The sequence below is a fragment of the Holdemania sp. genome, from assembly GCF_986127675.1.
Window position 1 is genome coordinate 1 of the sequence record NZ_CFQZWI010000023.1, and the last position, 26,457, is coordinate 26,457.

At 48.9% G+C, this 26,457-nt stretch carries 24 protein-coding genes; 18 read left to right on the top strand and 6 right to left on the bottom strand.

Going from position 1 to position 26,457, the window contains the following annotated elements; translation table 11 throughout:
• The 4 genes from AC5OW4_RS05490 to AC5OW4_RS05505 form a co-directional block, all read left to right on the top strand.
• A partial coding sequence (locus tag AC5OW4_RS05490) for an ATP-binding cassette domain-containing protein (protein ID WP_493676745.1) occupies positions 1 to 947 on the top strand: 947 nt, incomplete at its 5' end.
• Positions 944 to 1,582: an ABC transporter permease gene (locus tag AC5OW4_RS05495; protein WP_006060979.1), complete on the top strand. Its 639-nt coding sequence runs from the start codon at positions 944 to 946 to the stop codon at positions 1,580 to 1,582. The genes AC5OW4_RS05490 and AC5OW4_RS05495, both read left to right, overlap by 4 nt.
• Positions 1,579 to 2,172, top strand: coding sequence for an ABC transporter permease (locus AC5OW4_RS05500; protein ID WP_006060978.1), 594 nt, complete (start codon positions 1,579 to 1,581; stop codon positions 2,170 to 2,172). Before AC5OW4_RS05495 ends, AC5OW4_RS05500 begins: the two co-directional genes overlap by 4 nt.
• 17 nt (positions 2,173 to 2,189) lie before the next feature.
• Positions 2,190 to 3,095, top strand: coding sequence for a glycine betaine ABC transporter substrate-binding protein (locus AC5OW4_RS05505; RefSeq protein WP_229100737.1), 906 nt, complete (start codon positions 2,190 to 2,192; stop codon positions 3,093 to 3,095).
• Positions 3,096 to 3,317: 222 nt separating this feature from the next.
• On the opposite strand, the gene AC5OW4_RS05510 is transcribed toward AC5OW4_RS05505, so the two are convergent.
• Positions 3,318 to 4,277: an ATP-binding cassette domain-containing protein gene (locus AC5OW4_RS05510; RefSeq protein ID WP_072684729.1), complete on the bottom strand. Its 960-nt coding sequence runs from the start codon at positions 4,275 to 4,277 to the stop codon at positions 3,318 to 3,320.
• 629 nt (positions 4,278 to 4,906) lie between these two features.
• Here AC5OW4_RS05510 and AC5OW4_RS05515 point away from each other — a divergent pair.
• From AC5OW4_RS05515 to AC5OW4_RS05525, 3 genes are all read left to right on the top strand, one after another.
• Positions 4,907 to 5,932, top strand: coding sequence for a zinc-dependent alcohol dehydrogenase (locus AC5OW4_RS05515; protein ID WP_159432800.1), 1,026 nt, complete (start codon positions 4,907 to 4,909; stop codon positions 5,930 to 5,932).
• A gap of 73 nt (positions 5,933 to 6,005) precedes the next feature.
• A complete protein-coding gene (locus tag AC5OW4_RS05520; protein ID WP_083538550.1) occupies positions 6,006 to 6,557 on the top strand; it encodes a D-glycero-alpha-D-manno-heptose-1,7-bisphosphate 7-phosphatase in 552 nt (183 codons plus the stop codon).
• On the top strand, positions 6,541 to 7,626 hold the full coding sequence (locus AC5OW4_RS05525; protein WP_072684732.1) for an aminoglycoside phosphotransferase/kinase family protein: 1,086 nt from the start codon (positions 6,541 to 6,543) through the stop codon (positions 7,624 to 7,626). Before AC5OW4_RS05520 ends, AC5OW4_RS05525 begins: the two co-directional genes overlap by 17 nt.
• 379 nt (positions 7,627 to 8,005) lie before the next feature.
• On the opposite strand, the gene AC5OW4_RS05530 is transcribed toward AC5OW4_RS05525, so the two are convergent.
• From AC5OW4_RS05530 to AC5OW4_RS05540, 3 genes are all read right to left on the bottom strand, one after another.
• Positions 8,006 to 8,293, bottom strand: coding sequence for a hypothetical protein (locus AC5OW4_RS05530; RefSeq protein ID WP_072684733.1), 288 nt, complete (start codon positions 8,291 to 8,293; stop codon positions 8,006 to 8,008).
• A gap of 154 nt (positions 8,294 to 8,447) precedes the next feature.
• Positions 8,448 to 8,948, bottom strand: a complete 501-nt coding sequence (locus tag AC5OW4_RS05535) for an HD domain-containing protein (RefSeq protein ID WP_072684734.1) — start codon at positions 8,946 to 8,948, stop codon at positions 8,448 to 8,450.
• A 169-nt stretch (positions 8,949 to 9,117) separates the two neighbouring features.
• Positions 9,118 to 9,825, bottom strand: a complete 708-nt coding sequence (locus AC5OW4_RS05540) for a response regulator transcription factor (protein WP_493676746.1) — start codon at positions 9,823 to 9,825, stop codon at positions 9,118 to 9,120.
• A 38-nt stretch (positions 9,826 to 9,863) separates the two neighbouring features.
• On the opposite strand from AC5OW4_RS05540, the gene AC5OW4_RS05545 reads away from it, so the two are divergent.
• The 7 genes from AC5OW4_RS05545 (at position 9,864) to AC5OW4_RS05575 (ending at position 17,963) form a co-directional block, all read left to right on the top strand.
• A complete protein-coding gene (locus AC5OW4_RS05545; protein ID WP_195548242.1) occupies positions 9,864 to 11,732 on the top strand; it encodes a sensor histidine kinase in 1,869 nt (622 codons plus the stop codon).
• Positions 11,733 to 11,754: 22 nt separating this feature from the next.
• Positions 11,755 to 12,561: a helix-turn-helix domain-containing protein gene (locus AC5OW4_RS05550; protein ID WP_195548243.1), complete on the top strand. Its 807-nt coding sequence runs from the start codon at positions 11,755 to 11,757 to the stop codon at positions 12,559 to 12,561.
• Positions 12,558 to 13,280: an ABC transporter permease gene (locus tag AC5OW4_RS05555; RefSeq protein WP_195548244.1), complete on the top strand. Its 723-nt coding sequence runs from the start codon at positions 12,558 to 12,560 to the stop codon at positions 13,278 to 13,280. The genes AC5OW4_RS05550 and AC5OW4_RS05555 overlap by 4 nt, the downstream gene beginning before the upstream one ends.
• Positions 13,202 to 14,026 (top strand): FtsX-like permease family protein, encoded by an 825-nt coding sequence (locus AC5OW4_RS05560; RefSeq protein ID WP_195548245.1) that lies wholly within the window; start codon positions 13,202 to 13,204, stop codon positions 14,024 to 14,026. The genes AC5OW4_RS05555 and AC5OW4_RS05560 overlap by 79 nt, the downstream gene beginning before the upstream one ends.
• A 15-nt stretch (positions 14,027 to 14,041) precedes the next feature.
• Positions 14,042 to 15,478, top strand: coding sequence for an ABC transporter permease (locus AC5OW4_RS05565; RefSeq protein ID WP_195548246.1), 1,437 nt, complete (start codon positions 14,042 to 14,044; stop codon positions 15,476 to 15,478).
• A gap of 150 nt (positions 15,479 to 15,628) precedes the next feature.
• Positions 15,629 to 16,897 carry a DNA polymerase IV gene (dinB, locus tag AC5OW4_RS05570; RefSeq protein WP_229100738.1) on the top strand — a complete coding sequence of 423 codons (1,269 nt, stop codon included), beginning with the start codon at positions 15,629 to 15,631 and terminating at the stop codon, positions 16,895 to 16,897.
• A gap of 154 nt (positions 16,898 to 17,051) precedes the next feature.
• Positions 17,052 to 17,963, top strand: a complete 912-nt coding sequence (locus AC5OW4_RS05575) for a nucleotidyltransferase family protein (protein ID WP_072684743.1) — start codon at positions 17,052 to 17,054, stop codon at positions 17,961 to 17,963.
• 112 nt (positions 17,964 to 18,075) lie between these two features.
• On the opposite strand, the gene AC5OW4_RS05580 is transcribed toward AC5OW4_RS05575, so the two are convergent.
• Both AC5OW4_RS05580 and AC5OW4_RS05585 read right to left on the bottom strand, forming a co-directional pair.
• Positions 18,076 to 19,551 (bottom strand): FAD-dependent oxidoreductase, encoded by a 1,476-nt coding sequence (locus tag AC5OW4_RS05580; protein WP_493676747.1) that lies wholly within the window; start codon positions 19,549 to 19,551, stop codon positions 18,076 to 18,078.
• An 83-nt stretch (positions 19,552 to 19,634) separates the two neighbouring features.
• Complete coding sequence (locus tag AC5OW4_RS05585) at positions 19,635 to 20,807, bottom strand: TraB/GumN family protein (protein WP_195396044.1); 1,173 nt, start codon at positions 20,805 to 20,807, stop codon at positions 19,635 to 19,637.
• 131 nt (positions 20,808 to 20,938) lie between these two features.
• Here AC5OW4_RS05585 and AC5OW4_RS05590 point away from each other — a divergent pair, with 131 nt between their 5' ends.
• The 4 genes from AC5OW4_RS05590 (at position 20,939) to glmM (ending at position 26,266) form a co-directional block, all read left to right on the top strand.
• Positions 20,939 to 21,646: a hypothetical protein gene (locus AC5OW4_RS05590; protein WP_072684746.1), complete on the top strand. Its 708-nt coding sequence runs from the start codon at positions 20,939 to 20,941 to the stop codon at positions 21,644 to 21,646.
• 264 nt (positions 21,647 to 21,910) lie between these two features.
• Positions 21,911 to 23,521 (top strand): diadenylate cyclase CdaA, encoded by a 1,611-nt coding sequence (gene cdaA, locus AC5OW4_RS05595; RefSeq protein WP_493676748.1) that lies wholly within the window; start codon positions 21,911 to 21,913, stop codon positions 23,519 to 23,521.
• Positions 23,511 to 24,932 carry a CdaR family protein gene (locus AC5OW4_RS05600; protein WP_072684748.1) on the top strand — a complete coding sequence of 474 codons (1,422 nt, stop codon included), beginning with the start codon at positions 23,511 to 23,513 and terminating at the stop codon, positions 24,930 to 24,932. The genes cdaA and AC5OW4_RS05600 overlap by 11 nt, the downstream gene beginning before the upstream one ends.
• Positions 24,932 to 26,266: a phosphoglucosamine mutase gene (gene glmM / locus AC5OW4_RS05605; protein ID WP_072684749.1), complete on the top strand. Its 1,335-nt coding sequence runs from the start codon at positions 24,932 to 24,934 to the stop codon at positions 26,264 to 26,266. Before AC5OW4_RS05600 ends, glmM begins: the two co-directional genes overlap by 1 nt.
• Positions 26,267 to 26,457 lie beyond the last annotated feature (191 nt).

A 26,457-nucleotide genomic window follows, 5' to 3' on the forward strand; every position in this document is an offset into this window, starting at 1 on the left:
TCCGATCTAGCATACATGAACTGAACGGTGAAAAGCTGCGGCGGAATATCGGATATGTCATTCAACAAATCGGTTTGTTTCCCAACATGACTGTAGAAGAAAATATTTGCGTTGTTCCTAAACTGCTGAAATGGTCAAAAGAGGAGATGAGCCAGCGGACTCACGAATTGCTTGAGCTGGTGCACATGCCTTATGAAGAAAATGCCAAGAAATATCCCAATGAGCTCAGCGGTGGTCAGCAGCAGCGAATCGGCGTACTTCGGGCTCTTGCGGCAAAACCACCGGTAATCCTGATGGATGAACCGTTTGGAGCCTTGGATCCGATCACCCGCGATACGCTGCAGGATGAAGTTAAAGCGCTGCAGAAAAGTTTGGGCATCACAATTATCTTTGTTACTCACGATATGGATGAAGCGATTAAAATGGGCGACCGGATCATTTTCATGGATAAAGGCGTGATCCAGCAGGATGCCGCTCCTGAAGAAATGCTGCGGCACCCGGCCAATGAAATTGTCCGGAATTTCATGGGCAAACACAGCGCGGCTTACCGCAGCCAGGGAGAAGATATGACCTGCGAAAGCTTGATGAAAAAGCGTGTCTACACGACAACTGAAAACCGCAAGACATTGGAATGTATTGAAATGATGAGCCACCGCGAAGTTGATTCTCTTGTCATTACCGACGAATCCCATCACTTCAAAGGCGTCGTCACGATTGACATGCTGAAAAGCGAAGGCGTCGCCGGCGAATCTGTTGGCAAGGTTATGCGTACGGACTATCCGACGGTTCATCTGCAGGATGAAGCCCGCAAGGCCTTTGACTGGCTGACAAAAACCAATTTGCCGTATGTTCTGGTCGTCGATAATGAAAATGTAGTGAAAGGTATCATCACCAAGACGAGCATGTCAAAAGCGCTGGCGAGTGTAGTTTGGGGTGATCAGGGATGATGGAATGGGCGAACCGGTATGGCGCGGATCTGATTCAAGCCATAATCACACATCTCTATTACGTTTTGATTCCGGTTGCGCTCGGCTTTGTGATCGCCGTAATTCTCGGTGTCCTGCTGAGCCGGGTTCCTAAGATTTCAGGTTATATTCTGCCAGTTCTGTCCGTATTCCAGACGATCCCGGGAATTGTCTTCGTCGGTATTTTGTTCCTTTATGTAGGGATGGTACCGGCGACGGTCTTGATCGCGCTGACAATTTACGCGGTCTTTCCGATTCTGAAGAACACCTATGTCGGTCTGCTGAACGTCGATGAAAAAGTGAAAGAAGCCGCCCGCGGCTGCGGGATGTCGCCGCTGCAGATTTTGATCAAGATTGAATTGCCGCTGGCAATGCCGAATATCTTTGTCGGGCTTCGGCTGTCAACGATTTATACTGTCAGCTGGGCGGTGCTGGCCGCGATGATCGGTTTGGGCGGCCTGGGTGATTTTATCTACCGGGGCGTAGGAACCAATAACAACATGCTGATTTTGACAGGCGCCATTCCGGCGGCAATTCTGGCGCTGAGTCTGGGCGCGTTGGTGGATTGGATTCAAAAACGGCTGACGCCGCGAGGGTTAGGAGGGAAGCGCGGATGAGTATAAATGTCATTGTGGATCATCTCAGCGTCGTTGTGGCGGCCATCTGCCTGACCTTGGTGTTTGGCCTGCCGTGCGGAATTTTGGCTTATTTTAACAAGACCTTCAAAGTCGTGATCTTTAAAATCACGGATGTGCTGCAGACGATTCCGTCGTTGGCGCTGTTAGGCATCATTATGATTTTCTTAGGCGGCAATAAGCTGACGGTCGTCGTCGGGTTGTTCCTCTATTCCCTGCTTCCGGTCGTTCGCAACACGTATACCGGATTGTCCGGCATCGATCCGGCGGTGAAGGAAGCGGCCAAAGGGATGGGGATGGGCAAGCTGTATCAGCTGATTCATGTAGAACTGCCGATCGCCTTCCCGGTCATCTTTACCGGGATCCGCATCGCGGTGATCAATCAGATCAGCGCGGCGGTTTTCGGAACCTTTGTCGGCGGCGGCGGTCTGGGGACAGTGATCTACCGCGGCATGGCCAATATGAATATGAAACTGATTTTGTTCGGAACCGTTTCACTGATGATCATGGCGGTCTTCTTCGACACGCTGATGGGCTTCATTGAGAAACGGCTTTATGCAAGAACCCGATAAGAAAGGAAGGGAAGATGATGAAAAAAGGACTAGCCTTATTGTTGACGCTCTGCCTGCTGCTGATCCCGGGCTGCAGTTCCAAAAAAGAAAATGTAATCAAGATTGTCGACGGCCGCGTTACGGAACAGAAGCTGGTGCATCGAATGATCAAGATGTTGGTGGAGGACCGTACGGATCTGACCGTCAGTATCGGCGAGGAGATGACCGCGGTCAACGCTTACAATGAAATGAAAAAACGGGTCTATGACGTGTATATGAGCTATGACGGCACGGTGCTGACGACATTCCTGCACCGGGATCCGTCGGAAGTGCCGGCCGGTTCCACCTTGTTTGATTATACAAACGAGTTGTTTCAGGAACAGGATAAACTTGTCATGGTGAATAAGCTGGGGCTGGACAATACCTATGCCGTCGCAGTTCCGAAAGAAATTCAATCCAAGTACAATCTAAAAACAATTACCGATCTGGTTGCCGTCGCTCCGGAATTGGTCTTCAGCGCAGAACATGAATTTTTTGACGATGAAGGCACAATGAAATTTGATCCGTTTACTACTTTTTACGGCCTGACGTTTAAAAACACGCGGCCGGTTGATCTGAGCCTTAAATATTCGACAATGGAAAGCGGCAATGCGGATGTTACCGTCGCGTATGCCACCGATGGCCGGAATAAAAAAGTTCAGCTGCAGATTCTGGAAGATGATCAGCATTTCTTCCCGGAATATAACGGCGTCATCGTTGTGCAGGAAGATTTGTTCGAGCGTGTAAAAGCGATTGCACCGGATCTGGAAGCGACACTGCACTTGTTGGATAATATCTTTACGAATGAATCGATGACTGATTTGAGCTATCAGGTTGACATTGAAGAAAAGAATCCCGACGATGTTGCGCGGCAGTTCCTGATCGATCAAGGGTTATTAAAATAACGAGACTTGAGCAGGTCGCAAAGATGGACAGAAAACGACAGATAACTATTCCGGGATCATTAAAAGTTACATGTGCGAATGTATAATCCAATTTAACGGGAAAGAGTCAATTTGCTTCTGATTCAATCAGAAACGATGGATAACCAAGAAAAGCACGGATTTCAAGATGGCCTCCGGGTCACCGCGATTTCCGTGCTTTTTTATGGACTTCATGCGTTTTAATCAGATGAATTGCCGCAGCTGAACAATCAAGGCGTCCCGCTGATCCTGCAATGCTGGATTCTCCGGTTGCTGGCGCAGCGCTTCTTCCAGAGAAATCAGCCGCATCTGCAGGATTGTTTTTTCCAAAGGCGGCTTCGAAGTTCGGGTCGTTGACCAATCCTCCACCGCCAGGGAGATCAGCTTCTGATTTTCAAAGCGCAGCAGCTGTGTGCAGGTTTGACGAATGAGAGCCGGATCATGAGAAATAAGAATCACACATTGTCCCGCCGTCTGAAGCAGCTGAGTCAGTGCCTGAATCGAGGGCAGATCGAGGTAATGCGTCGGTTCGTCCAGAATTAACATGTTGCATGCCGAACAAAACAGGCAGACCAGGGCCAGCCGGACCCGCTCGCCACTGCTGAGAACGGCCGCTTTTTTGTTTAAAGTATCCTGCGGAAATAACATCCGGCTTAAAACGGTGCGGATCACTTCTTCTTTCTGAACACTGAGCCGCAGCGCGTTCTGCAGGATCGTTTCGTCAGGATTTAATAAATCCAGCTGTTGATCATGACTGACCAGAATGAAACTGTCCAGCGTTGCCAGCTGAGCTTCGAACGTCTGCCGGCTGGGCAAATCCAGATGGGTAGTCGGTTCATCCAGAAACGCCAGAGCGGTGGGACGTGTAAAAAAAGCTTGCAGCCGGGCCGCGGTTTGCTGGCCCTGACTCATCCGGGACAGGGAAGGCGTGATTTCCTCAGGCAGCGGCTGCTGATGAAAGAAACGGATTGGTACAGGATTGATGATCACGCCCTGATCGGGTTCGCATTCCCGGGCCAAGAGCTTGAGCAATGTTGTTTTTCCGCAGCCATTTGCGCCGATCAATCCAATTTTATCGCCGGTATGAATCTCAAACTGATCGAGTTGGAATAGAATTTCGCCGCGAAAACGCTGGACGAGATGAGCGACTGAACAAAGCAACATAAGATTTCCTCCTCTTTTTCAAAGGAGCGGACATCGTTGAAAAAACCTTCCCCTGATTCGATTTTTTCTCTATCCAAGAATCGCCTGTAACGATGAAATCGGATCCCAATGAATTTTAAAAAGCGGCCTGATGAAAAATACAGAAATGAAAGGAAGCGCCATCCGATACACCGCGAATCATGTAAGCTTTGGCTTGTAGCTCATGATCCATGGATCAGAAGCGCGATTCAGACTTCTGTCCACACGGGAATTCTCCTAATATCAGAATGAAATCGATAAAAATGAATCGCACGGCCCCAAACAATAAAGCGTGGGTTCAGGCAAAACGAAAAATAGGAATCAAATTTATGAGAATGATCTGAAATTAAAGTGGGGATGACCCGTAAAACTGGAACTGGAAGCGCATGAAAAAAGAATTCGATGGTCCGCTCAGGCATGGCGAAAACAGCCGGTGCCGAATGATTTGATTTTCAGGGGACTATCGAATTCTCATGATGGTTTTTCCTTTTCCCTTTCGTTAATTTCATTATAAGAAGCAGGGAGATGAAAGTCAACGGACATTCGCTGCGAGATCGGCAGAACGTTATGGTATAATAATTCCAGAAAGAGAAAGAATGGAGGGAGTTTTAATGCAGAGAAAATCAATCGTCCTGACGGGCAATGCTCAGGCTGAATGCCAATGTGAGGATTTCCAGTTTGACGCTGCCGAGCTTAAAACCAACGAAGCCGTTATTGAAACGTCAATGTCCTTAATCAGCGCGGGAACAGAGCTGTCGCGGGTCTATGCGATCAAACAGGGGTTCAGTTATCCGGTGTATCCGGGATATTCGGCGATCGGAACCGTTTTGGCGAAGGGGCAGGGCCTGACGTCGCTGAATGTCGGCGACCGGGTTTTCTATTCTGGTCCGCATGCTTCGGTCAACCGCTTTTCCCATGTCGGAACGACGCAGGGTGATAAAATTATGAAGATCGACGATCGGCTGAGCGACAAACAGGCCTGTATCATTCCGCTGGGGCTGATTGCGATGAATGTGATCACGGCGTGCGAGGGAAAGCTGACCGATACCGCTGCGGTGTACGGATTGGGAACGATCGGTATTTTGACCGCACTGCTTCTGAAGCAGGCTGGACTTCGTGTTTTAGCGCTGGATCCGGTGGCTTCCCGCTGTGAGGAAGCCCGCGCCTTGGGATTAGAGGAAGTGTTCAGCTGTTCCCCGCAGGAACAGGTCGAACAGATCAGGCAGCTGACGCAGGGCCGAGGCAGCGATATCAGCGTGGACGCGAGCGGAATTTCCGGGGCGATCGTCAACGCCGTTCTCGGCTCGGCGAAGCATGGACAGGTGATTCTGTTAGGTTCGCCGCGGGCTTCCTATACCTGCGATATCACGCCGGTGCTCAATGCGATCCACATGAAAATGCTGAATGTCAAGGGAGCGTTCAATGAGCTGAATCCATTCCCGGTAACTGATGGTTTGCGGCGGAATGTGCTGCGGGATTTTGAGACGGTTCAGCGGTTGATTTTAAACGGTGTTTTTGACGCGGAGAAGCTGATCAGCCATGTGATCAAACCGGATCAGATCATGGAAGCCTATCAGGGCTTGATGTTTGAGAAGGAAACGTGGCATTGCGTCGCGATTGATTGGAAAGCGGATTGATTTTAACACTGCGTTATAATTCAAGCCGGTTAAAAAGCGGTATTCAAGGTGAGCCTGAGAACAATCAAAGCGGATGGCGATCGTCGCGCAAAGAGGAGGAAAGCGCAAAATAAAGGGGAATGAAGGAATGAAAACAGCGTTTTTAGATCGTGACGGGACGATCAACCGGGACTACCCGGACGCGGAATGGAAAGGCAAAACGGAGCCGGAGCTGATCGACGGGGCAATGGAGGGACTGCGCTTTTTACAGGATCAGGGATATGCTTTGATCATGATCACCAACCAATATCTGATTGACGAAGGAATCATCACATTCGCCGATTATCAGAATTTCACCGACCGCTTAGTTTGGCGATTAGCGCAGCAGGGGATTCATCTGCAGGATATTTTCTTCTGCCCGCACCGCCGCGATGCTGGCTGCCGCTGCTGCAAGCCGAAACCAGGGATGATTGAACAGGCGCTGGAAAAATATCCGGAGATCGATTTGAAGCAGTCAATTTTAATCGGGGATTCAGCCGGAGACCGCGAGTTAGCCCGGTCGCTGGCGATTTCATTTTATGAAATTGCGGATGAAGGGCGGCATCCAAGGAAGAATTGGAAGGCAGTTTATGCCCTGGGCCGATGAAGCGCTGGATCAGGCGATCCAAGAACGGAGAGCCCGCTGGCTTTCTGCTTTTGCGATTCAGGCGCAGCCGCTGCGGCAGGAGATTTTATTGGCGATCGACGAATGTGATCCGGCAGCCTGGAAGCAAAAACGAATTCTGCGGCTGAACTGGGCAGAAGGAAAGACCCGAATTATGAAAATCACACAGGAAGCGCAGGTGACTCCGGATCAGATTGAAGCTCGCTGTGGCTTCTGCGAAGCGCTTCGTCAAGGCGGCGTGCGGACAATCCGCTATCTGAAAACAAAATCCGGATATTGCCTTAAGGATGAGGGCTACTTGATTACGCTGGAGGAAGACGCCGGTCCGGCTTTGAAAAAAATCAGTCTTTCTCTCGCTGCGAAAATTGGTGCACTGACAGCGCAGATGCACAAAACAGCGCTGGCTATGGAGCTGCATCTGCCCTATTCGACAATCTTTGAACCGATGGGACGGAATGAAGTCAATACTCTGCCGCTGTTTTCACAATGGATTCAGCAGGGAAGGCTGGATTGCTGGATTAACCTTGTCCGGCAGATCGTCCGGGAGAGAATCCGCACGGAAGCGGCGTTGGATTTCGTGTGGGATTCGTTGCCTCACGCTGCGTGTCAGGGCGATTTATCCCTTGGCAATCTGGGGTGTACGGCAGAGGGAGATTTAATTATATTTGATTATAATATAGCTGGGGAAGCAGTCTTGGTTTCCGATATGATTCTGGAGGGGTTATTGATCTGCCGCGAATATGAAGCGGCAGATCAAGCGTCGGCTGAAGCTTGCTTTCAAAGCTATGTCCGCGCTTATTGCAAGGTCAGGCCGCTGACGGAAAAGGAGCGCATTGCGGCGGAACTGCTTTATTCACTGAATTCGGCCTTCTGGTTTACCTGGATCGCCTATCGTGAAACCTCGCTGGAAAAAGCGCTGGCGCAGAATGCGGCCGAGGCGGTCGAAAAGCATCTTCATCGGATTCTGGCAGAGCTCACAGCGAGGAACTTTTCAACCTTCTTGGAAGAATCAGAAAGAACTTCAGATAACGGAAGAGAAAAACGGAGATAGGAAAAAAAGATCACAACGGGTCAAGGATCTGGCGGTGCTCTTTTTTATGGCCAAATGGCAAGCACTTGTCATTTGAGATTACTGGTAAAAGCTTTGGGAAAAGAAGTAAATTGGATTTCTGATCAAAACCTGTATATGTTATGAAAGTCTTGGAAAAGTAAGTGAGGAAGAAGGATTTATTTCCTTGATGATGAAGGTCTCTTTGATTTTATCTGACAAGTGATGAAGCCCTGAGGACTGAAACCGGCAGTGGAAAAACTCGACGCCTTGATTGATCATCGCCGCTGAAGGATTATGAACGGCAGTTCTGCATCTTTCCATCGAGAAATATTGGCTTTATAAAAAACTGTTGAATTTGATCAATCAGGTTAATCAGGTTTTAACTGCGGACAGGGATTAAAAGATTCTCTCTTGCCTTTTTAAGTATGCGCTGAGGTCTGGATGATTTGAGCAGCACAAGATCAAAGTTCAGGAAGAAAAACAAGTGCTTTGGAAGTTGCTTGCCGGATTTTGCTTTCATTGCAGAGACAAGCGCAGTCTGATCATGAACATGAATGCGTAGCGCATCGTTTATCTGTGAAAATTCAGAAATAAAAAATGGAAGATTTTGCGGAGGCTGCCGAAAAAGCAGGATCTTTTTAAGAGTTTGAAAATTATATTTTCTCATACTTCTGCAACGTTTCTATATTCAGGCAAATAAATGAATCTAATCACCGATTTTTATGCGAATTTAACCAAAAAAATAGGAAGCCGTTTTCGAAACATTCCCATTTTTTAACTTTTTGTATTTTTTTATCAGTTTCCAGCAAGGCAGACTGTTTTTATGCGTCTTCGTGCTTTTCCTGCAGCTGATCCCAGAACGGAAAGGTGAGACCCAGCTCCTGCTCTAACGCATGCAGGCGGGGGATTTCCCGCCGGATTAGCATCTTATAATTGAACACATGATCGAGCACATCCGCGTCTTTCAGCACTTCGTCCAGGGGCGTCTGGATGTGTTCCTTGTCGCTGTGGCGCTGAACAGCCAATGCGATCTCTTCCTGCTGCTGAGGTGTGCCCAGCTGCAGATCGCTTAAAATCCGTAAGGTGAGCGCCGCGCCTTTGCGGGCGTGATCCTCATGCTCGCCGGTAATATAGGTTGAAATATCATGAAGCAACCCTGCCAGTTCCGCCGCTTCGCTGTCTACGCTTCGTTTCATCGCTAACATCGCTGCGAAATGAGCGGTTCCCAATAGATGCGTGTAGACCGCGCGCCGCTGCTGAAATAAAAACGGATCGGGAATTGCCGCTTCGATCCATTGTTGAAGAATTTCTGACTTTTCCATGGTGTTCCTCCTGGTTTGATAAATTGTAAAGATCTGGTTTTACTGCGACTCTCGGCGAAGTTCGCAATGCTTGCCGGCTGTTGCAATGAAAATAATAATAGGCGATGTATGTCACGTCAACCCCCGCGTTTGCCTTTTTTGAATTGCCGCGTGAAGTTATCCCGCGCAGTCAAAGCGCCTGCGGATTTTCGTCGATAAAGCAATAACCCTTCCCCCACACGCTTTGCAGCAGCTGCGGATCAGCGGGATCCTGCTCGATCTTCTTGCGCAGATTGTGAATGTGAACGACAACGGTCCGGTGATCGCCATAGCTGGATTTGCCCCAGATATGATTGTAAAGCTCGCTGGCTTTATAGCACTGTCCGGCATGCTGCATCAGAAACGCCAGAATCTTAAATTCCATCGGGACTAACGGATAGCACGTTCCATCTGTTTTCGTCAGCTCGTGGGTTTGAGCGTTGAGCGTGAACGAAGCGCAGCGCAGCTCGTTGACGGTCTTCTTTTGTTGGCGGTCATTCCGCCAGCGGCGCAGATTTGCCTGAATCCGGGCGTGGAGAATCTCGTTGTCAAACGGCTTGACGATGTAATCATCCCCGCCCTGCTGCAAAGCTGATATAATAGTGTTACTGTCATCCAGGCAGCTGATAAACAGGATCGGGCAGTCGTGCCATTGCCGCAGCTGCGCGCAGAGGTCGATCCCGCTCTGATCCGGAAGTCCGACGTCCAGCAGAATAATATCGTAGGCGTCGCGCGCTAAAAACAGCGCTTCCTCAGCACTGGCGGCGCTGACGACTTCGTACAGGTTGTCCTGGCTGAGATAATAACGGATGATGCGGGCGATTTCTTTATCGTCCTCTACGATCAATACACGATCCATGATGATCACCTGAACTCATTATAAAGGAGCGATGCCGGATGTTCAAACGATTTAGGGTACTTGTGTTGTTTTTCGCCTTACTGCTGCTGCCGCTGGGGCTTTTTCTGCACATCAACCATAACACCGCGGCTCTGGCGGAACAGGATGAAATTCCGATTTCGATTGAAACCCGGCCAATGCGGCTTGTCAGCGGAATGAGTGCGGATCAGCAGCGCTGTTCGATCACGCTGAAAGTGCCGGCAGCGGTGCAGCCGTTGACCTTGATTCTGGATAATGCGGGACCGGTTCAGGTCTGGGTTAACGATCAGTTAATCTATCTTTCCTCGAGTCAGGATCCTTATCAGCGGATTCAATTTGTCAGACTGCCGCAGGCAGAGGGTACGCTGACCCTTTCGCTGGCTCCCAGCGAGCTGCAGCGCAACGACGCGGTGTCGACATCGCAGCCCTATTCCCCGCCGGGTATGCTGCTGGCAGGGCCGCAGGCGGCGCTTTCCGCTTCGCATGTCGCCTTCGGCATCACGATGTTTTATGCCGGCTTTTATTTGCTGCTGATGATGTCCTCGCTGACGTTGTTCCAAAAGAAAAAGGAAGAAACATATCTGCTGTTGTTGGCTGCGGCTTCGCTGGTTTCGCTGCTGCGGGTGCTCGTTTTGTCTGCTTTCCCCTTGTTTCCATTGAGTTATGCGCAGTGTTCTTTGATCATGCCGGGAATCTTTTTGATGACGACCTTGTGCCAGCTGCTGATCATCATGATGCTGCTGAAGCCGGCGATTCCCGCGCGGCTGCAGGTAGTGTTTACGCCGCGTATTCTGACGGCAGGTTTTGTTATGTTGATGCTGCTTCAATATATCACCCCGGAAGGGGTGGAAACGTTGATTCGGATTCTGGCTGTGATTCCCCTTCTGATTCTGTTTGTCCGCGCTGATCAACGCCATCTTCCGGGAACCTTTCCGCTGGTATGCGGATATGCAGTGTGGGAAAGCATACTTTTCTTTTATTATTTAATCTATAACCGCGGGGCGATGCAGGCGGGCGAGCTGATGATCGTCTACATGCTGCCGCAGTTTGGCTTTTTGTTCTTTATGATGATGGCGGCATTGGTGATCAATCGTAAATTTGCCGCAAAATTTGATGAATCAGAATCGCTGAACCGGGAACTGGAACAGATGAACACGAATCTGGATCGTCTTGTGGATGAAAGGACGCAGCAGCTGCAGAAGGAACAGGCGCAGAAGCAGCGGATGATCATGAAGGTGCTGCATGATGTGCGCTCCCCGATCTTTGTTCTAAAAGGCTGTCTTCAGCAGATGGAGGCGAAGGATGAGGGACAGCAGCGGAACTTGTCGACGATGCGCCAGCGCTTAGAGGTGCTGGAAGGTCTGAGCGACGATTTGTTTTTAAGCGTCAAGCTGGAAAATCATGAGCTGGCATTCGTCTTTGACGAGGTATGTTTGAACGACTTGCTGACACATCTGACGGAAGCCCATCAGGTCAGCGCCCGGCAGAAACAGATCCGGATGAATCTGATTTTGCCGAAGCAAGCTGTTTGGGTGTGGGCGGATGATCTGCGGCTGCAGCGGGTGTTTGATAATCTGCTGCGCAACGCTCTCGCGCATACGCCTGGAGGCGGGCAGATCGACTGTGTCTGCTCGATCAGGGGGGATCAAATAGAAATCCGGATTCAGGATACCGGAGAAGGGATCGATCCGGAAGAACTGCCGCAGTTATTCGATGCTTTTTATACCGGCAACCGATCGCAGGGGAGTGGTCTGGGCTTGGCAATTGCCCGGGAAATTGTCGAAGCGCACCGCGGAATGATTGAAGTCGAAGCGACAAGCAAGGAAGGTACAGTGTTCCTTGTGCGGTTAAAGATGTTAAATTCCACTTCGGATTCTATGATAAAATAATCTCATAAGGAGGGCTTTGACAATGAAAATTGCGGGATTTACCTCGATCAGCGACGATAATAAGCGGACGCTTGGACTTTTCATAAAGATAGAACGGGAAAGCCAGGGATTGTCGCAAAAAGAATTGATCAATGATGCAGATCAGAAACAAATCTGTTCTGTATCAACCCTTCATCGGATCGAAACTGGACAAATTATAAAAGATGATGTCATTTATCACGAGTTGATTCAGCGGCTGGGATATTCGTTCCAAGAAAATGCTAGGTTAGACAAAGTGCTGCCGGACTTAAATCAGCAATGCCTGCATTATTTCGAAACTTTAGATTTATCGGAAGCGGAAATGATTTTAGATCGTGTTCATGCTTTATTTAAAACTTCTTCTTTCTATTATAATCAATTAAAGCAATGTTACTTGGATTTGATTCACATCAGTCTCAATAAAGAAAAGCTTTCAGACAGTAAATATAAATGGTATCAAATGATGAGAAACGTTGTTCCAAGTCCTTTGAATGTTTTATTGCTGCATCTTTGTTTTTGTCATTCGATGAATTATTTGCAGAGCTTAAAAGAAATTATCAGCTACGAAAAAGAACTGGAGTTTTGCGATCATTATTTAATAATAAAATTTGATTTGCTGTATGTCTTGAAATATAAAGGAAATTATGGAAAACTCATTGAATTAATGAATGAAGTTCGTGAAGAATGTGAAATGAAGAATTTGCCAAATCAACAGTTGAAATGTTTATCATTTTTAGTTGGCACAGCCTGTATCATTGACACTTTTGATATTCATTTTAAACTCAATGATACTTTAAGGAGCAATTTATGAATTTTTTTAGCAGAGCTTTGAAATCAATGTGCCGAGTTAAAAGTCGAACATTGTTAATAAGCTTTATATTCTTTGTTATAAGTTTTTTAATTTTGGTTGGCATCAGCGTTTTATATGCCAGTGAAAACGCAGTTGCACTGGCAAAATCAGAGATGAATCCGATCGTGATTGTAAAACCCTCATTGGATAAAAATTCATATCTTGATATTCGAAATAATAATTTAATGATTTCTGAAAAATTAGAAATGATTATTCAGGATGAACATGTTGTGGCTTGGAATCAAAGTGTTGTGATGAACCAGAAAAGTGTTGATTTTGATAGCTATACCGTGATGGAAGATAATATTGGTTCAACTTCTCTCTACTATGAAATGAATGTTTCTTTGTCGGGAAACAGAACGTCGGATTTAATTGAATTTCATAATGGATCTTATGATTTGACCGAGGGGCGGTTTTATAATGAGGAAGAATTAAGATATCATGATTATGTTTGCGTCATTGATGAGAAATTAGCAGAAGCTAATGGAATAAAGGTTGGAGATAAGATCGTTACACAAAGTTTTATAAGTTCGTCAGATGATGAAAAACCTGACTTTGAATATTTTTATAATTCGTGGAAAGTGATTGGAGTTTATCGCCATTGTACAACAACAATCCTCAGTTTAGTGAAACAAGACAAGTCATTTATGATCAAGAGCTTCAAGAAAATACGATTTTAGTCCCAGGGACAACTTTGGCAGAGATTTGTACGGCTTATGCTAACAGAACAGAAATAATTCTCAGTGAACATGAAAATTCTGAGCCTATTTGTTGGGAGGAAGCAGATCAATACAATTCAGAAATCATTTTAATGTTAGATAGCCCAGAACATCTGGAACCCTTTATTAAAGAGTACAGTGAGGCCGGCGATGGAATTTATACATTAGAAAGCAATAACGCTCTATATGAAAAATATGGGAAACCACTAAATGTGATCCGGTATTTTGCGCTTATCATTTTAGCAGTAGTTGTGGGTAACGGAATTCTTCTTATTATGATATTAACCGCACTTCAGATTCAGGATCGAAAAAAAGAGATGGGTATTTTTTTGTCCGTTGGCATTCCACGATATAAAATTATAATCCAATTTTTTGTTGAAATGGTTTTAGAAATGCTCATAGGGGCCTGCATGGCGGGAATAGCGGCGTTATGTATCGTAAAACCATTGAACGATCAGCTTTTAACGTTGACCATTGTTCAGAAACAAACAGGATTTCTCGACGCTGATAAAGATATTTCGTATTCAGAGTCAGAAAAATATTTTAGTGAAGTCAGTTCGGAAAAGATTTTAGATCAATTTCGAGTTCAATTAACAGAGAAAGAAATCGTCACTTGTTTGATCTGCGAATGTGGTATTCTGCTGATGAGCTTATGCTTAATAAGCTCTAAAGTTTTAACAATGAAACCAAAGAAAATTTTAACCTGAGAAGGAGGGAAAAAGATGGGCGTGTTTTCAAGAGCGTTGCGTGCTGTTGTCCGAGTGCCTTCGCGATCTGTATTGATTAGCTTGTTATTCGCTTTAATCAGTTTTCTTATATTCATCGGATTCAGTATGCAAACTGCTGGTTCTCAGGCCATTCAAAATGCAAAAAGCAAAATGAACCCGATCATTGTTTTGGAAATAAATACCGATTATTTGCGAAAATTGCAGAATGAAGATCGATTCCAACAACAAAGAGAAGCTAAAACAAGTTTAGCCTTATTGTTAAAAAATGAGTTGATCCTAGCCAGCAATTATCTTGTTTCATATGTGGGAACAAGTTTGAATTTTAAAAGTGTTCCTTCCGAAGAAAGCGGTATATCTCAGACTAAAAGAAATGTACAGGTAATTGGAAATGGGAAACCTGATATGATTGAATTTCATAAGGATTCCTTTGAAATTAAAGAAGGTCGTTTTTATAATGAAGAAGAAGTGCAAAATTTTGCAAGGGTAGCCGTGATTGAGCAAGGACTGGCGCAAGAAAATCAACTGATGCTGGGAGACACGATAGATATTGAGTGGTGTGATGCCGAGGATTTCAGTGCGACTTACCTGAGACCAGAAGATTGCAGAACGACGTTTGAAATTATTGGAATTTATGAAAATAAAGAAAAGGATACTGTCATAAACGGTGGAAAAAGAGCTGACAATCAAATCTTAGTTCCAGGATCGACTTTGGAGGAAATAGTCAGAACTGTCGACTATGCATCCATTTTAGCCATGGGGGATGATGTGGAAGCCGGGAAAAAAGAAGATTTCATGGTAACTCATGAAAATCCTGTGATTTTATTGAAGAACGTTGATTCCATGAGTGAATTTGAACAGATAGCGGAAAATTTTGTATACCCTGTTTATAAATTGAATACAAATAGCGAAGTCCTTGATCGGATTAAGCAACCTTTCAATGTAATTTCTTTCTTTGCAAAGACACTGCTTTATATAGTCATGGTCAACGCGGTGCTTATTTTAACGACTGTTACCGCGCTATTCGTTAAAAAACGTCAAATTGAAATAGGCTCTTTATTGGCTGTCGGTACTCGCCGCCTTTCAGTAATCATTCAGTTTTATTGTGAATTGTTGATGGAGATGTTGATGGGACTGATGATTGCTTTAAGCTTGTCTTTTGTTATTCTTCCATCCTTGGGGCAAAAGGTTTTGGATTTATCCGTTGTGGATGAACAGGAATTTGTTACAGAATATGAATTCAGTCAAGGAAATCATTATTTTACTCAAATGAATCCGCAGGAGGTCCTTGATGAATTTCAAATGAAAGTCGAGCTTAATGTGATTTTGGGTACAGTGGGCTGTGAATTTGCGATCATTTTCCTGAGTTTGATTTTTACAGCTGGAATGATTATGAAATTCAATCCTAAACAAATTTTGCTGGGAATTGAATAAGTCCCGGAAATGACTTCCATTTCACCGGGATTTTCTTTTGTTTCACGAATCACCAGAAACTGGAAAGGCGGACATATCACTTGCCTTGAACAATGTCAAGAACATTACTTGAATTTTATTCTTGTAAAATTCAAGGCAGAGGTGATGAGAATGGAACGAGCGATCGTTCACTGCGATATTAACCATTGTTACGCGCAGATTGAGGAGATGCTGAATCCCGAGCTGAAGCAACGGCCGATGGCGGTCGGCGGCAGTCAGGAAGAACGGCACGGGATCATCCTCGCCAAGAATCTGCATGCCAAGAAATACAAAATTCAGACCGGGGAAACCTTAGACGAAGCGCGGATCAAGTGTCCCCAGCTGCTGATCCTGCCCCCGGATTACCGCCGTTATCAGTGGATTACGGATCAGGTCAAGGCAATTTATCGGGAATATACCGACCGGGTTGAGGAATACGGGCTGGATGAAGCCTGGCTGGATCTGACGCAGTCGCAGCGGTTGTTCGGCCCCGCTTCACAGATTGCCCGAACAATCCAGCAGCGGGTCTATGCGGAACTGGGATTAACGATTTCAATTGGTCTGTCGTTCAACAAGATCTTCGCTAAAATGGCTTCGGATTTCGTTAAGCCCAGCGGGTTTGTGACAATTACCCGGGCTAATTTCCAAGAGAAAATCTATCCGCTGTCAGTGCGGGAGCTGTTTTATGTCGGCGCAGCAACACAGAAGAAGCTGGAAGCCTGGGGGATTACGACGATCAGCGATCTGGCAGGCCGCGACCGGCTGTTCATGCGCCGCTATTTCGGTAAGGTTGGGGAGATGCTGCATTGGTTCGCGTTAGGCGAGGATATCAGCGAAGTCGCACTGGCCAGCGAGGCGATTCCGGTCAAATCCGTGGGCAACAGCGTCACGGCGGTTCATGATCTGCATACGCATGGGGAAGCGCGGCTGGTGCTGCGGGTGTTGGCGGAGTCCGTCGCTTCCCGGCTGCGCGATCAGGGCTTGAAAGGCAAGGGTATCGCTTTGAGCCTGCGGGATATTCATTTATTCCGCTGGAGCCAGCAGCGCAAGCGTGCCCGTCCGACCCAGCTGGCGGAAGAAATTCTGGAGGACGCGGAAATTCTTTTACGCCAAGCCTGGCAGAATGCGCTGCCGCTGCGCAGCATCGGGATCAGCGTATTTGATTTATGTCTGGATCAGACCGGGGAACAGCTGGATTTGTTCGTCGACGAGCAGCACCGTCAGTCGTTATTGCAGCTGGAAAAGACAGTCGACGGGATCCGCCGCCGGTTTGGCTTTGAAAAGATCCAGCGCTGCAGCCTGCTGCTCGACAAGCCGCTGACCAGTTTTAACCCGAAGCAAGATCAGACAATCCATCCGATCGGTTTCCTCAAGGAACCGATTCAGGCCGGCGGCCGATAGTAAAAATTAAATCGGGCCGTGAATCCGCCAAAGCAAGTTCAGACCGAGGGGAAGAAAGGGATTTCAAGCCGCGGACAACTCGCTGTCCTAAACCTGAAAAACCATGATATAATGAATTTAATAAAAAAGAATGGAAAAGGAGATTAGAAATAAGATGAAAAAACCAGTTTTAGTCATTCTGGCAGCCGGTATGGGCAGCCGCTACGGCGGGCTGAAGCAGATAGACGCTCTCGGCAGCAATGGTGAACCGATCATTGACTTCTCGATTTACGACGCGCATGAAGCCGGATTTGACAAGGTCGTGCTGATCATCCGCAAGGAACATGAGGAAGCCTTCCGTAAGAATCTGACCGATAAAGTATCCAGACATATGGAAGTCGAGTTCGCTTATCAGGATCTCAACGACGTGCCGGAGGGAATCACGGTGCCGGAAGGCCGTGAAAAACCATGGGGAACAACCCATGCGCTGCTGGCCTGCCGCAACCTGGACGCTCCGTTTGCGATCATCAACGCCGATGATTATTATGGCAAGGACGCCTTCCGCGTCATCTACAACTTCTTATCCAACGAAGTCAAAGACGGCGAATACGGCATGGTCGGTTATGTGCTGGAAAATACGCTGACAGACCACGGCACCGTTTCCCGGGCGATCTGCGAACGGGATGAAAACGGCTTCTTGCAGAAGATTGTGGAATGCCCGAAGATCGCGAAGGACGGCGACCGCGCGAAGCTGACCAACGACGATGGCAAGACCTGGGAACCGATTGCGAAGGGTTCTGTCGTTTCGATGAATTTCTGGGGCTTTACGCCGAAAATCTTTGAACAGTGCGAGCCGATTTTTGAGGAATTCATCCGTAAGGGTATCGTTGAAAATCCGATGAAGTGCGAACACGTCATTCCGACGGCAATCGGAACGCTGCTGGAACAAAAGGCCTGCACAGTTAAGGTGCTGACCTCCAACGACCGCTGGTTCGGCGTTACCTATAAAGAGGATAAACCGTATGTCGTCCAGTGCCTGAAAGAATATAAGGATCAGGGACTGTATCCATTCGATTTGTGGAAATAATCCACAGTTACTATAAAATAAAGGAAGGACAGTGCTGAAAAGTTATCAGCGTCTGTCCTTTTTTAGTCTGTAAAATCAGAAAGCCAATCAAGCAAGCAGGAATTTCAAGTCTTTATTTCAAATTGGGATGCAGACTGTTGACGCCTGGATAATGCTGCAGGGAAACGTTGGACGGGGAATAAAGACTGCGTCCGTCCAGCGTGAAGCGCGAACCGTGGCATGGGCAGTCCCAGGTTTGATCGGCGGGGTTGTAGTGCAGCGGACAGCCCATGTGCGGACAGGTCAGATCGACCAGAAATTCCAGACCCTCCTCAGGAATGACGACGCCGTAACGGCGTCCATGCAGACGCACGACGGTTCCGGTGCGGCGCGGCTGGTTTTCCGGGGTGACGGTAAAGCGATCCTTGAAGAACGCTTCCGTCAAGGTCGCGGCGTTGCCCAACGTATACAAACTGAATAAATCACCCTTGCGCCGGGCCCGCAGATACGCCGGAATGACGAAGGCCGGATCCTGCACCTGCGCGCTGATCATTTCCGCGGCGATCATTGCCCAGGTATAACCCCATTTGGAATATCCGGATGCGATCCAGTAATGATCCTGAATCTGCCCGATAAACGGCAGGCGGCGGCGGGGAATCAGATCCTGCGCACTCCAGCAGGCCAGCGGCTGATGCACGCCCAGCGTTTTTGCGGTTTGTAACAGCGGCGCGTACGGATCCTTGGGATAATGATGGATGCCGATGGCCGGACCCGCCAGAATCAAGGTCGGCTGATCCTCTTTGCGCGCAAACCGCAGTGAAAGCGCCTGACCGGGGTCGACGGTGTTGAGCATCAGACCGTCGAGGGCCGGATCGCAGCGAAAGGCTGCCGCCGCTTCGCGCTGGTAGTGAAACCGTGCGGCATACAGCTGCAGCCGGTCAAAGGCCGGGAACTGCGTGGTGAGAATTAAATCCTTGAACCGCAGGCGGTAGCTGCCGTCGCTGATCAGGCAATGATCCTGAATCTCAACGACCGGCGATTCTTCGTAGAGCGTCACTTTGTCCTTTAACACTTCCAATAAACCAGCCTGGAATAACCAGGGATCGAGCAGCGCCTGATCTGCCGCAGCCAGCTGATCGGCCCAGATCAGCGGCAGAGGAAAGCTTGGCGGATCGCTCAGCTGGGCTCCCAAGGCCGTCAGCACAGCTTTTTCCTGATTCAGGATCGCCGCGCCTTCTTCGCTCTGCGCCGCTAAAATCGCGCTAGTCCGCTGCCAGCGGCACGCGATGTCCGCCGTGCGGATCAGCTGTTCGTAGTGATCGACGGCCGTGCGGTTGAGCTGGTATACAGACTGCGCGATGTCCGCGGGCAGCGTGTGATACAACGCACCGTGCAGCGCGCTGACCTTACCGGTGTTGCGGGCGGAGTTATTTTCCAGAAAACGCCGTTTTTCAATCACGGTGACGCGCCGGCCGCTGTCTTTGAGCATCCAGGCGCATAACAATCCGGTTAATCCACCTCCGACAATCGCGATATCGGTTTCCTGATCCTCGTTGAGCTGTGGACATTCCCACAGCGGACGCTGTTTCTGCCAATATGATTTCTGCATCTTCGCTCACCTCGCACTATTCTTCTATTCGTTCCTTAGTATGGACAGGTGAACTGACCTTCAAACAAAAAAACCGGTTCTTCTCAGAACACGGTTTCCAGAAAAGTTTTGATGATGTCGGTGCCGCCGATGAAGGTGCCCAGCGAGCTGAAGACGTTGGCGAGAATGACGACCAGCAGAATCCGGGTCACGCGGTTTTTCCACATGCCTTTAACGGAATTGACGTCTTCGGTCAGATTTTCAAAATCTTTGACCTTCGGTTTGCGTACCGAGGCTTCGACCAGACCGGCGAACCAGCCGGCGGCCAGCAGCGGATTGAGCGAGGTGATCGGCGCCGCCACAAACGCCGTGAGGATCGACAGCGGATGACCGCCGGCCAGCAGCGTGCCGAGGGCGGATAACGTGCCGTTCCATAAGATCCAGCTTTGGATTTGTTCCCAGCCGGCGCTGTGCGAGCTTAGAAAGGTGGCGCAGACCAGCGCGATGATCGCGATCGGAATGCCCCAGCCGATCACTTTGCCCCAGATCGATTTGGGGGGCAAGGAATCCAATTCGTTCAGATCGGCCAGCTTGCCGCTTTCAATCAAAGCGCTGACGCCCGGAACATGCGCCGCCCCCAGCACGGCGACAACCTTCGGCCCTTTGGCCTGGGCAATTTTTGTGGCGAGATATTGATCACGTTCGTGAATCAGGACATCGGCGACGACCGGGAAGCTGTCGCCGACTTCCTTTAACGCGCTTTCCAGCATATCACTTTGCTTGAGCTGTTCCAGATCCGCTTCCGTGATGTCTTCGTCGTCAAACAGCGAAAAGAGAATGCTGGTAAGCAGCTTGCATTTCTGCCAGAAGCTGTGCTTGCGCCAGATGCGGGAGAACGTCGTTTGGATCCGTCGATCTGCCAGCACCAACTCAGCATTCAGTTCCTTGGCGCTCTGGATGCCCTGCATCATTTCCGCGCCGGCGCTGATGTCCATTTTTTTGGCAATTTTCTTCTGGTACGAGCTTAGAATAATATTAGCGAGCAGAAAACCTGTTTTTTTCTGCTTGATGACCTGTACGATATCGGTTTGTTCCCATTGCCCGGGATGCATCAGCGACTGGTAGCGATCCTCGTCCAGTTCCACGCAGATGCTGTCGGGATGAATTTCCTCAAGCGCCTCCTTGACCTGCTGGGCGCTGACCTTGGAAACGTGCGCCGTGCCGATCAAGGTGATTTCTTTTCCTCCGGTTTGTAGAGTAGTCCATTGTTTTTCCATCAAGCCAACCTCATTTCCCGTCTATTGTACCGCAACCTGTTTGGATTTTCCATCTTTTGAAATTCAAACTGCGGTTTCAGGATAAAAAGTGGATCGCCGAGCATACTTCTGGATAGAAAGGAGCCGCTTTTATGAAACCCCAATCACGGATATTCGACATCCTTTTAGCATTTTGCTGGGTGATGATCGTCGTTACCGGTTCGTTGGCGTTAGGATCCTATTGGAGCCGCCGTCCGGTTTCTTCCCTCCAGCCTCAATCCAGCGCCGCGCCTGCCGCTCCGCTGCTGCCGGAACTATCCCAAGCGCTGCCCGACACCGAGCAGCTGATCAGCCAGCTGACGCAGATTGCCAAAGGTCAGTTTACTGCCAAAGGGACGCAGCTGCTGCAGCTGAACCTGTCGGAACAACAGCTGGGGGAATTATTGAAAACTGCGGTCGGCGATATGCTTTCCGATCCGCAGATCACGCTTGAAAACGGCGATGAAGTAACGATTGAAATGACGGTTAACGATCCCGAAGCGCTCGTGAAGCTGTTTCCCAAGCTGAAAGAGTACAGCGCGCTCTTGACGCTGGCGAAGGGCTGCCGCATTGCGGTGGAAGCCAGGCTGAGTGGTCAGGATGACGTAGTCGCCGTAGAGCTGCAGCGGATCAGTCTGGCCGGGGTGGATCTGCCTTCCACACTGGTGAAATCTACGAATACCGCGGTCAATAAGAACTTAAAAACGATTCTCGATAAAATGGACGGATTGCAGATCAGCGTCCTCGAATTGGAAGATCAGGCCCTTCGTTTTGAGGGCACGGTGCCGCAGACTCTTATATTGCAGGGAAAACAGCCATGATGACACAGACCCTCGACGGATCTGTGTTTTCTTTTTGTGAATTTGCAATTCCTGTTTTCCTTTTAATCAGAAAGATTTCTATCTTCAAATTCAATGGCTGCCCGGCAACCGGCGACGGTTGAAAAAACGCCGATCGGCAACGGCCGTCCTTTTTGCCGGATCGCCTGAAAACGGATGAAACATGCCCGAAGGGTTTCAGGCAATTTCAGTTTTCAAGGCTTTTAGAACTGTGCTATAATAATTCAATGAAAGGAGGATTCACCAATGGTTAATTATTACACTACCATTCAGTCGATCCTGAACTACACGCGGATGTTTTTCGACATCCTGATCATGTGGCTGCTACTCTATTACACAATAAAAATCGTTCGGAATAACTCCCGGACGATTCAGATATTTAAGGGAATTGTCCTGATTCTTGTGATCAAAGCGGTCGCCAACGTCTTCGGCCTGAACACGGTCGGCTGGATTGCCGACATGTTTGTGTCGTGGGGCTTCATCGCCGTCATTATTATTTTCCAGCCGGAAATTCGGTCGCTGTTGGAAAAGCTGGGAAAATCCAATGTTTTTTCACGTATTTCCACCCTTTCAGGAAACGAGAAGGAGCATCTGGTCGACGAGCTGGTCAAAGCCGTCATGATTTTGTCCAAGGATCAGACCGGAGCGCTGATTTCATTGGAACAGTCCCATTCCTTAAACGATTATGTCAAAACCGGAACGCCGATGAATTCGATGGTCACCGCCGAACTGCTGACCTCGATTTTTGTGACATCCACGCCGCTGCATGACGGCGCGGTCATCATCCAGGGCGACCGCCTGGCATGCGCCAGCGCATACTTCCCGCCGACCAATCAGGAGCTGCCATCGCGTTACGGCGCGCGGCACCGCGCGGCGATCGGGATCAGTGAAATCACCGATTCCGTAACGATCGTCGTTTCTGAAGAAACCGGCAAAATTTCGATTGCCGAGGGCGGACAGATCACGACGGTATCCAAGAAGGAACTGCGCGATTATCTGCTGCGCGTTGTCTGCAACGAGGAAACCGTTGTGCGGGAAAAAACACCAAAGACGCAGACCCGGAAATCCTATTTCGTGATCGACGAACCGCAGTTAGTCGTTGAGAAAGAAATTGAAACGAAAAAGTCAGAAAAAGGCTTGCTGAACAAGATCGCCGTCAAGAAGCAGGACGGCGGGGAAAGCGGCGAAGCGGAGAAAAAGAATGCCGAGCATAAGGGCAATCTGTTCTCCGGGATCTTTAATAAGAAGAAAGACGCGGAAGTTCCGGCAGACCGGCTGAGCGAACTTGAAAAAGAAGAAGAAAACATCAAGCTGCCGAAAAAGAAAAAGAAGAAAGCCCCGTCTTCGTCCATGTTTGAGGACCCGGAAATTCTTGAGCAGCAGATCGCGGCTCAGGAAGCCGAGAAGAAAGCACAGGCTGATGCTGAGATCAAAACTGAGGCTGCCTCGGAAGAACCGGTTCAGGCGGCGGTGACCGAAGTGCTTGAGATTAAAACCGCACAGAGCGAGGATGAAGCCAGAGCTAAGAAAAAGCCGCGGGCCAAAAAGCCAAAGGACGCGGAAGAATCTGTGGAGAACAAGGCGAAGCGCACCCGGAAGAAGGCTGAGGAGAAAGCATCCGAAGATAAAGAAGCCGCGGCCAGAGAAATTGCAGAAATGGAAAACGCCGGGAAAGAAAATCCGGAGGTTAAGGTGAATACCACAACCACCGCCGACATCACTGCCGAAAATCAAAATCATTCCCCGATTGATGATGTCAAGCTGGAATTCAGCGCTTCCGAGGAAGTGAACGAACACTCTCTGGAAGAAGCGGTGAACTCCGCCGATCAGGAAGGAAGTGACAAGCATGAAGAATAACGATCCAAGACAGAATCCGCAGATGAAGGATTCTGAATCCAAGCTGGAGCTGGCGAATAAGATTGCCCGTCAAAGCAAGAAAGTAGTCAAGACCTACGCGACGATCGAAGACGGACTGTTTAAAGGCGTGCGCTGGTTAAGCTCCTGGATCGACCGGATCCTGTTTAATCCGCGGTATGGGAAAATTGTTTCGCTGGCGCTGGCCGTACTGTTGTATCTGACGGTCAATTTTACGAACACCAGTTTGTCCAACAACATCCAGAGTGTATTTGAATTGCCTTCCGTGCCGGTCACGATCAACTACAATTCCGATATGTTTGAAATTTCCGGTTTGCCGGGGGAGGTCGCCGCTTACGTCATGGGTGAGATGTCCGACGTCCAGCTGGTCCGCACGCAGAAAAGCTACAGCGTGGTCGCCGATCTTTCCGGTCTGACCGAAGGCACTTATCAGGTGAAGCTGCAGCCGAAGGATTTCTCCGAGCGGGTCAACGTCAAGCTGGAACCGTCGACCGCGATGGTGACGATCAAAAAGAAAGTCACGACGCAATTTGATTTGAGCTATGACTTTATCAATACCGATAAGCTTGATAACATCTATATTCTGGGTGAACCTCAGTTTGAAGCGACAAAGGTGAACGTCCGGGCCGCTTCCGATACGCTTGACAGCATCGCGTTTGTCAAGGCGCTGATCGACGTTTCCGGCAAGACCGCCGACTTTGAACAGGACGCGGTGCTGGTTGCTTATGATCAAACCGGAACTCCGGTCAAAGCGGATATCATCCCAAGCACGGTGAAGGTCAACGTCAAAGTGACATCGCCAAGCAAGGATGTGCCGGTCGCCGTGGAATTGCAGGGCGAAATGCCGCAGGGCAAAGCGATTGAAGAAATTATCTTCGATCATTCATCCGTCAAGATCTATGCGCAGCAGTCCGTATTGGACAAGCTGGACAAGGTTTCCGTTCAGCTGGACGCGACCAAGCTGACCTCCGATACCAAGATGTATCAGACGATCACCTTGCCGACCGGCGTCCGCCAGATCAATCCGGCTCGTGTGAACATGGATATCAAGCTGGGCGACGCCGTATCCAAGACGATCGACAACGTCGCGATCAATGCCATCAACAATACAAACCGCTACAACGTGCAGACTAAAGATGATCAGATCGCGGTCAGCGTTACGGTCTATGGAACGCAGGCGAATGTGGATAAAATCACCGCCGGCGACATTTATGTATACTTTGATATGAAGGACCTGCAGCCGGGCGAGCAGGAAGTCACCTTGCAGGTAAATCAGGATGCAGGGACTTATGTGAAGTACACGCTGCAGCAGGCATCCTTAACCGTCAACGTCACGGATCCAGGCAATTCCGCGGCAGCTGATGACAATGACAGCGATGGAGGAACAAATTAATGGGACGTTATTTTGGAACTGACGGCATCCGCGGCAAGGCCAATGAAACGCTGGACGTACAGCGGGCCTTCCAGGTCGGACGGTATTTGGGCTACTACTTTTCCAGGCAGGGAAAAGGCCGGATTCTGGTAGGCAAGGACACGCGCCTGTCTTCCGGTATGTTTGAAAACGCGATCGCAGCCGGTGCCTCGGCCAGCGGCGCCGATGTGTATTTGTTAGGCTACTGCCCGACGCCAAGCGTGGCGTATCTGGTCAAGCGCGAACAGTTCAGCTGCGGCGTGATGATTTCCGCCAGCCACAATCCGTACTATGACAATGGAATCAAGGTGTTCTCCCAGGCCGGAATTAAGCTGTCCGCTGAAATTGAAGCTCTGGTAGAAGACTATATCGACAATCTGACGGAAATCCCGCTTGTCAGCGGCGAGAAGATCGGCCAGGTCATCCGCTATGACGAAGGTTTGGAGCATTATCTGGACTGGCTGGAATCATTGTTTGATTTCCGGCTTGAACAGTTCCATCTGGCGCTGGATCTGGCCAACGGTTCGGCGACGACGACCGCGGAGAAGCTGCTGCGGCGGATGGGCGCGCACTGCACGGTGATTCACAGCGAGCCCAATGGCGTTAACATCAATACCCAATGTGGTTCCACGCATCCGGAGTCGCTGCAGGAACTGATGAAAAGCGGGATCTTCGATCTGGGACTGGCGTTTGACGGCGATGCAGATCGTTTGATCGCTGTGGATCCGCAAGGCAACCTGATCAATGGAGATTACGTTCTGTATATCTGCGGGAAATATCTGAAAGAAAACGGACATCTGCGCGGGAATACGGTTGTCAGCACAGTCATGGCGAACCTGGGTTTCTTCAAGGCGATGGATCAGCTGGGCATTGCGACGGAATCGACGCAGGTCGGCGATAAATACGTTTATGATTGCATGGTGAAAAACGATTACATGCTTGGCGGTGAACAGTCGGGTCATATCATTTTCAAAGAACATGCGACAACCGGCGACGGCCTGCTGACGGCGCTGAAGCTGTTGGAAGTGATGCACAAAACCGGCAAGAATATCCGGGAGCTGGAGGAAGGACTGAAGATTTATCCGCAGCTTCTGGTCAATGTGCCGGTGAAGGACAAAGAGGCGGCAATGCAGGCGGAACCGATCGTAAACGAAGTTGCGGCGATCAATGAGGAACTGCACGGCAACGGCCGTATTCTCGTTCGTCCTTCAGGCACGGAACCGTTGGTACGGGTCATGGTCGAAGCGGAAAGCGATGAGCTGTGTCATCATTATGTCTACCGCGTCGTTGATTTGATTGAAAAATCGGGACTGTAAGAGAAATTACGGCAAAGCCGGGAAATGAAAGGGAAGGTGGATTCAGCGGCCTTCCCTTTTTTCAAGCTTCCAGCGCTCTCTTTGATTTGATGATGCCATGGCTGCGGGCTTCAGAAAAATATAGCTTTCCGAAGCTGGAAACGATACAATAAAGAAAGATAAGACAGCGGGAGAAGTCCGACTTGTTAATA

Bases quoted from the DNA above. Each gene is read 5' to 3' on its own strand.
- AC5OW4_RS05495 (WP_006060979.1), top strand. From the start codon at position 944: ATGATGGAATGGGCGAACCGGTATGGCGCGGATCTGATTCAAGCCATA.
- AC5OW4_RS05500 (WP_006060978.1), top strand. From the start codon at position 1,579: ATGAGTATAAATGTCATTGTGGATCATCTCAGCGTCGTTGTGGCGGCC.
- AC5OW4_RS05505 (WP_229100737.1), top strand. From the start codon at position 2,190: ATGAAAAAAGGACTAGCCTTATTGTTGACGCTCTGCCTGCTGCTGATC.
- AC5OW4_RS05510 (WP_072684729.1), bottom strand. From the start codon at position 4,277: ATGTTGCTTTGTTCAGTCGCTCATCTCGTCCAGCGTTTTCGCGGCGAA.
- AC5OW4_RS05515 (WP_159432800.1), top strand. From the start codon at position 4,907: ATGCAGAGAAAATCAATCGTCCTGACGGGCAATGCTCAGGCTGAATGC.
- AC5OW4_RS05520 (WP_083538550.1), top strand. From the start codon at position 6,006: ATGGCGATCGTCGCGCAAAGAGGAGGAAAGCGCAAAATAAAGGGGAAT.
- AC5OW4_RS05525 (WP_072684732.1), top strand. From the start codon at position 6,541: ATGCCCTGGGCCGATGAAGCGCTGGATCAGGCGATCCAAGAACGGAGA.
- AC5OW4_RS05530 (WP_072684733.1), bottom strand. From the start codon at position 8,293: ATGAGAAAATATAATTTTCAAACTCTTAAAAAGATCCTGCTTTTTCGG.
- AC5OW4_RS05535 (WP_072684734.1), bottom strand. From the start codon at position 8,948: ATGGAAAAGTCAGAAATTCTTCAACAATGGATCGAAGCGGCAATTCCC.
- AC5OW4_RS05540 (WP_493676746.1), bottom strand. From the start codon at position 9,825: ATGGATCGTGTATTGATCGTAGAGGACGATAAAGAAATCGCCCGCATC.
- AC5OW4_RS05545 (WP_195548242.1), top strand. From the start codon at position 9,864: ATGTTCAAACGATTTAGGGTACTTGTGTTGTTTTTCGCCTTACTGCTG.
- AC5OW4_RS05550 (WP_195548243.1), top strand. From the start codon at position 11,755: ATGAAAATTGCGGGATTTACCTCGATCAGCGACGATAATAAGCGGACG.
- AC5OW4_RS05555 (WP_195548244.1), top strand. From the start codon at position 12,558: ATGAATTTTTTTAGCAGAGCTTTGAAATCAATGTGCCGAGTTAAAAGT.
- AC5OW4_RS05565 (WP_195548246.1), top strand. From the start codon at position 14,042: ATGGGCGTGTTTTCAAGAGCGTTGCGTGCTGTTGTCCGAGTGCCTTCG.
- dinB (WP_229100738.1), top strand. From the start codon at position 15,629: ATGGAACGAGCGATCGTTCACTGCGATATTAACCATTGTTACGCGCAG.
- AC5OW4_RS05575 (WP_072684743.1), top strand. From the start codon at position 17,052: ATGAAAAAACCAGTTTTAGTCATTCTGGCAGCCGGTATGGGCAGCCGC.
- AC5OW4_RS05580 (WP_493676747.1), bottom strand. From the start codon at position 19,551: ATGCAGAAATCATATTGGCAGAAACAGCGTCCGCTGTGGGAATGTCCA.
- AC5OW4_RS05585 (WP_195396044.1), bottom strand. From the start codon at position 20,807: ATGGAAAAACAATGGACTACTCTACAAACCGGAGGAAAAGAAATCACC.
- AC5OW4_RS05590 (WP_072684746.1), top strand. From the start codon at position 20,939: ATGAAACCCCAATCACGGATATTCGACATCCTTTTAGCATTTTGCTGG.
- cdaA (WP_493676748.1), top strand. From the start codon at position 21,911: ATGGTTAATTATTACACTACCATTCAGTCGATCCTGAACTACACGCGG.
- AC5OW4_RS05600 (WP_072684748.1), top strand. From the start codon at position 23,511: ATGAAGAATAACGATCCAAGACAGAATCCGCAGATGAAGGATTCTGAA.
- glmM (WP_072684749.1), top strand. From the start codon at position 24,932: ATGGGACGTTATTTTGGAACTGACGGCATCCGCGGCAAGGCCAATGAA.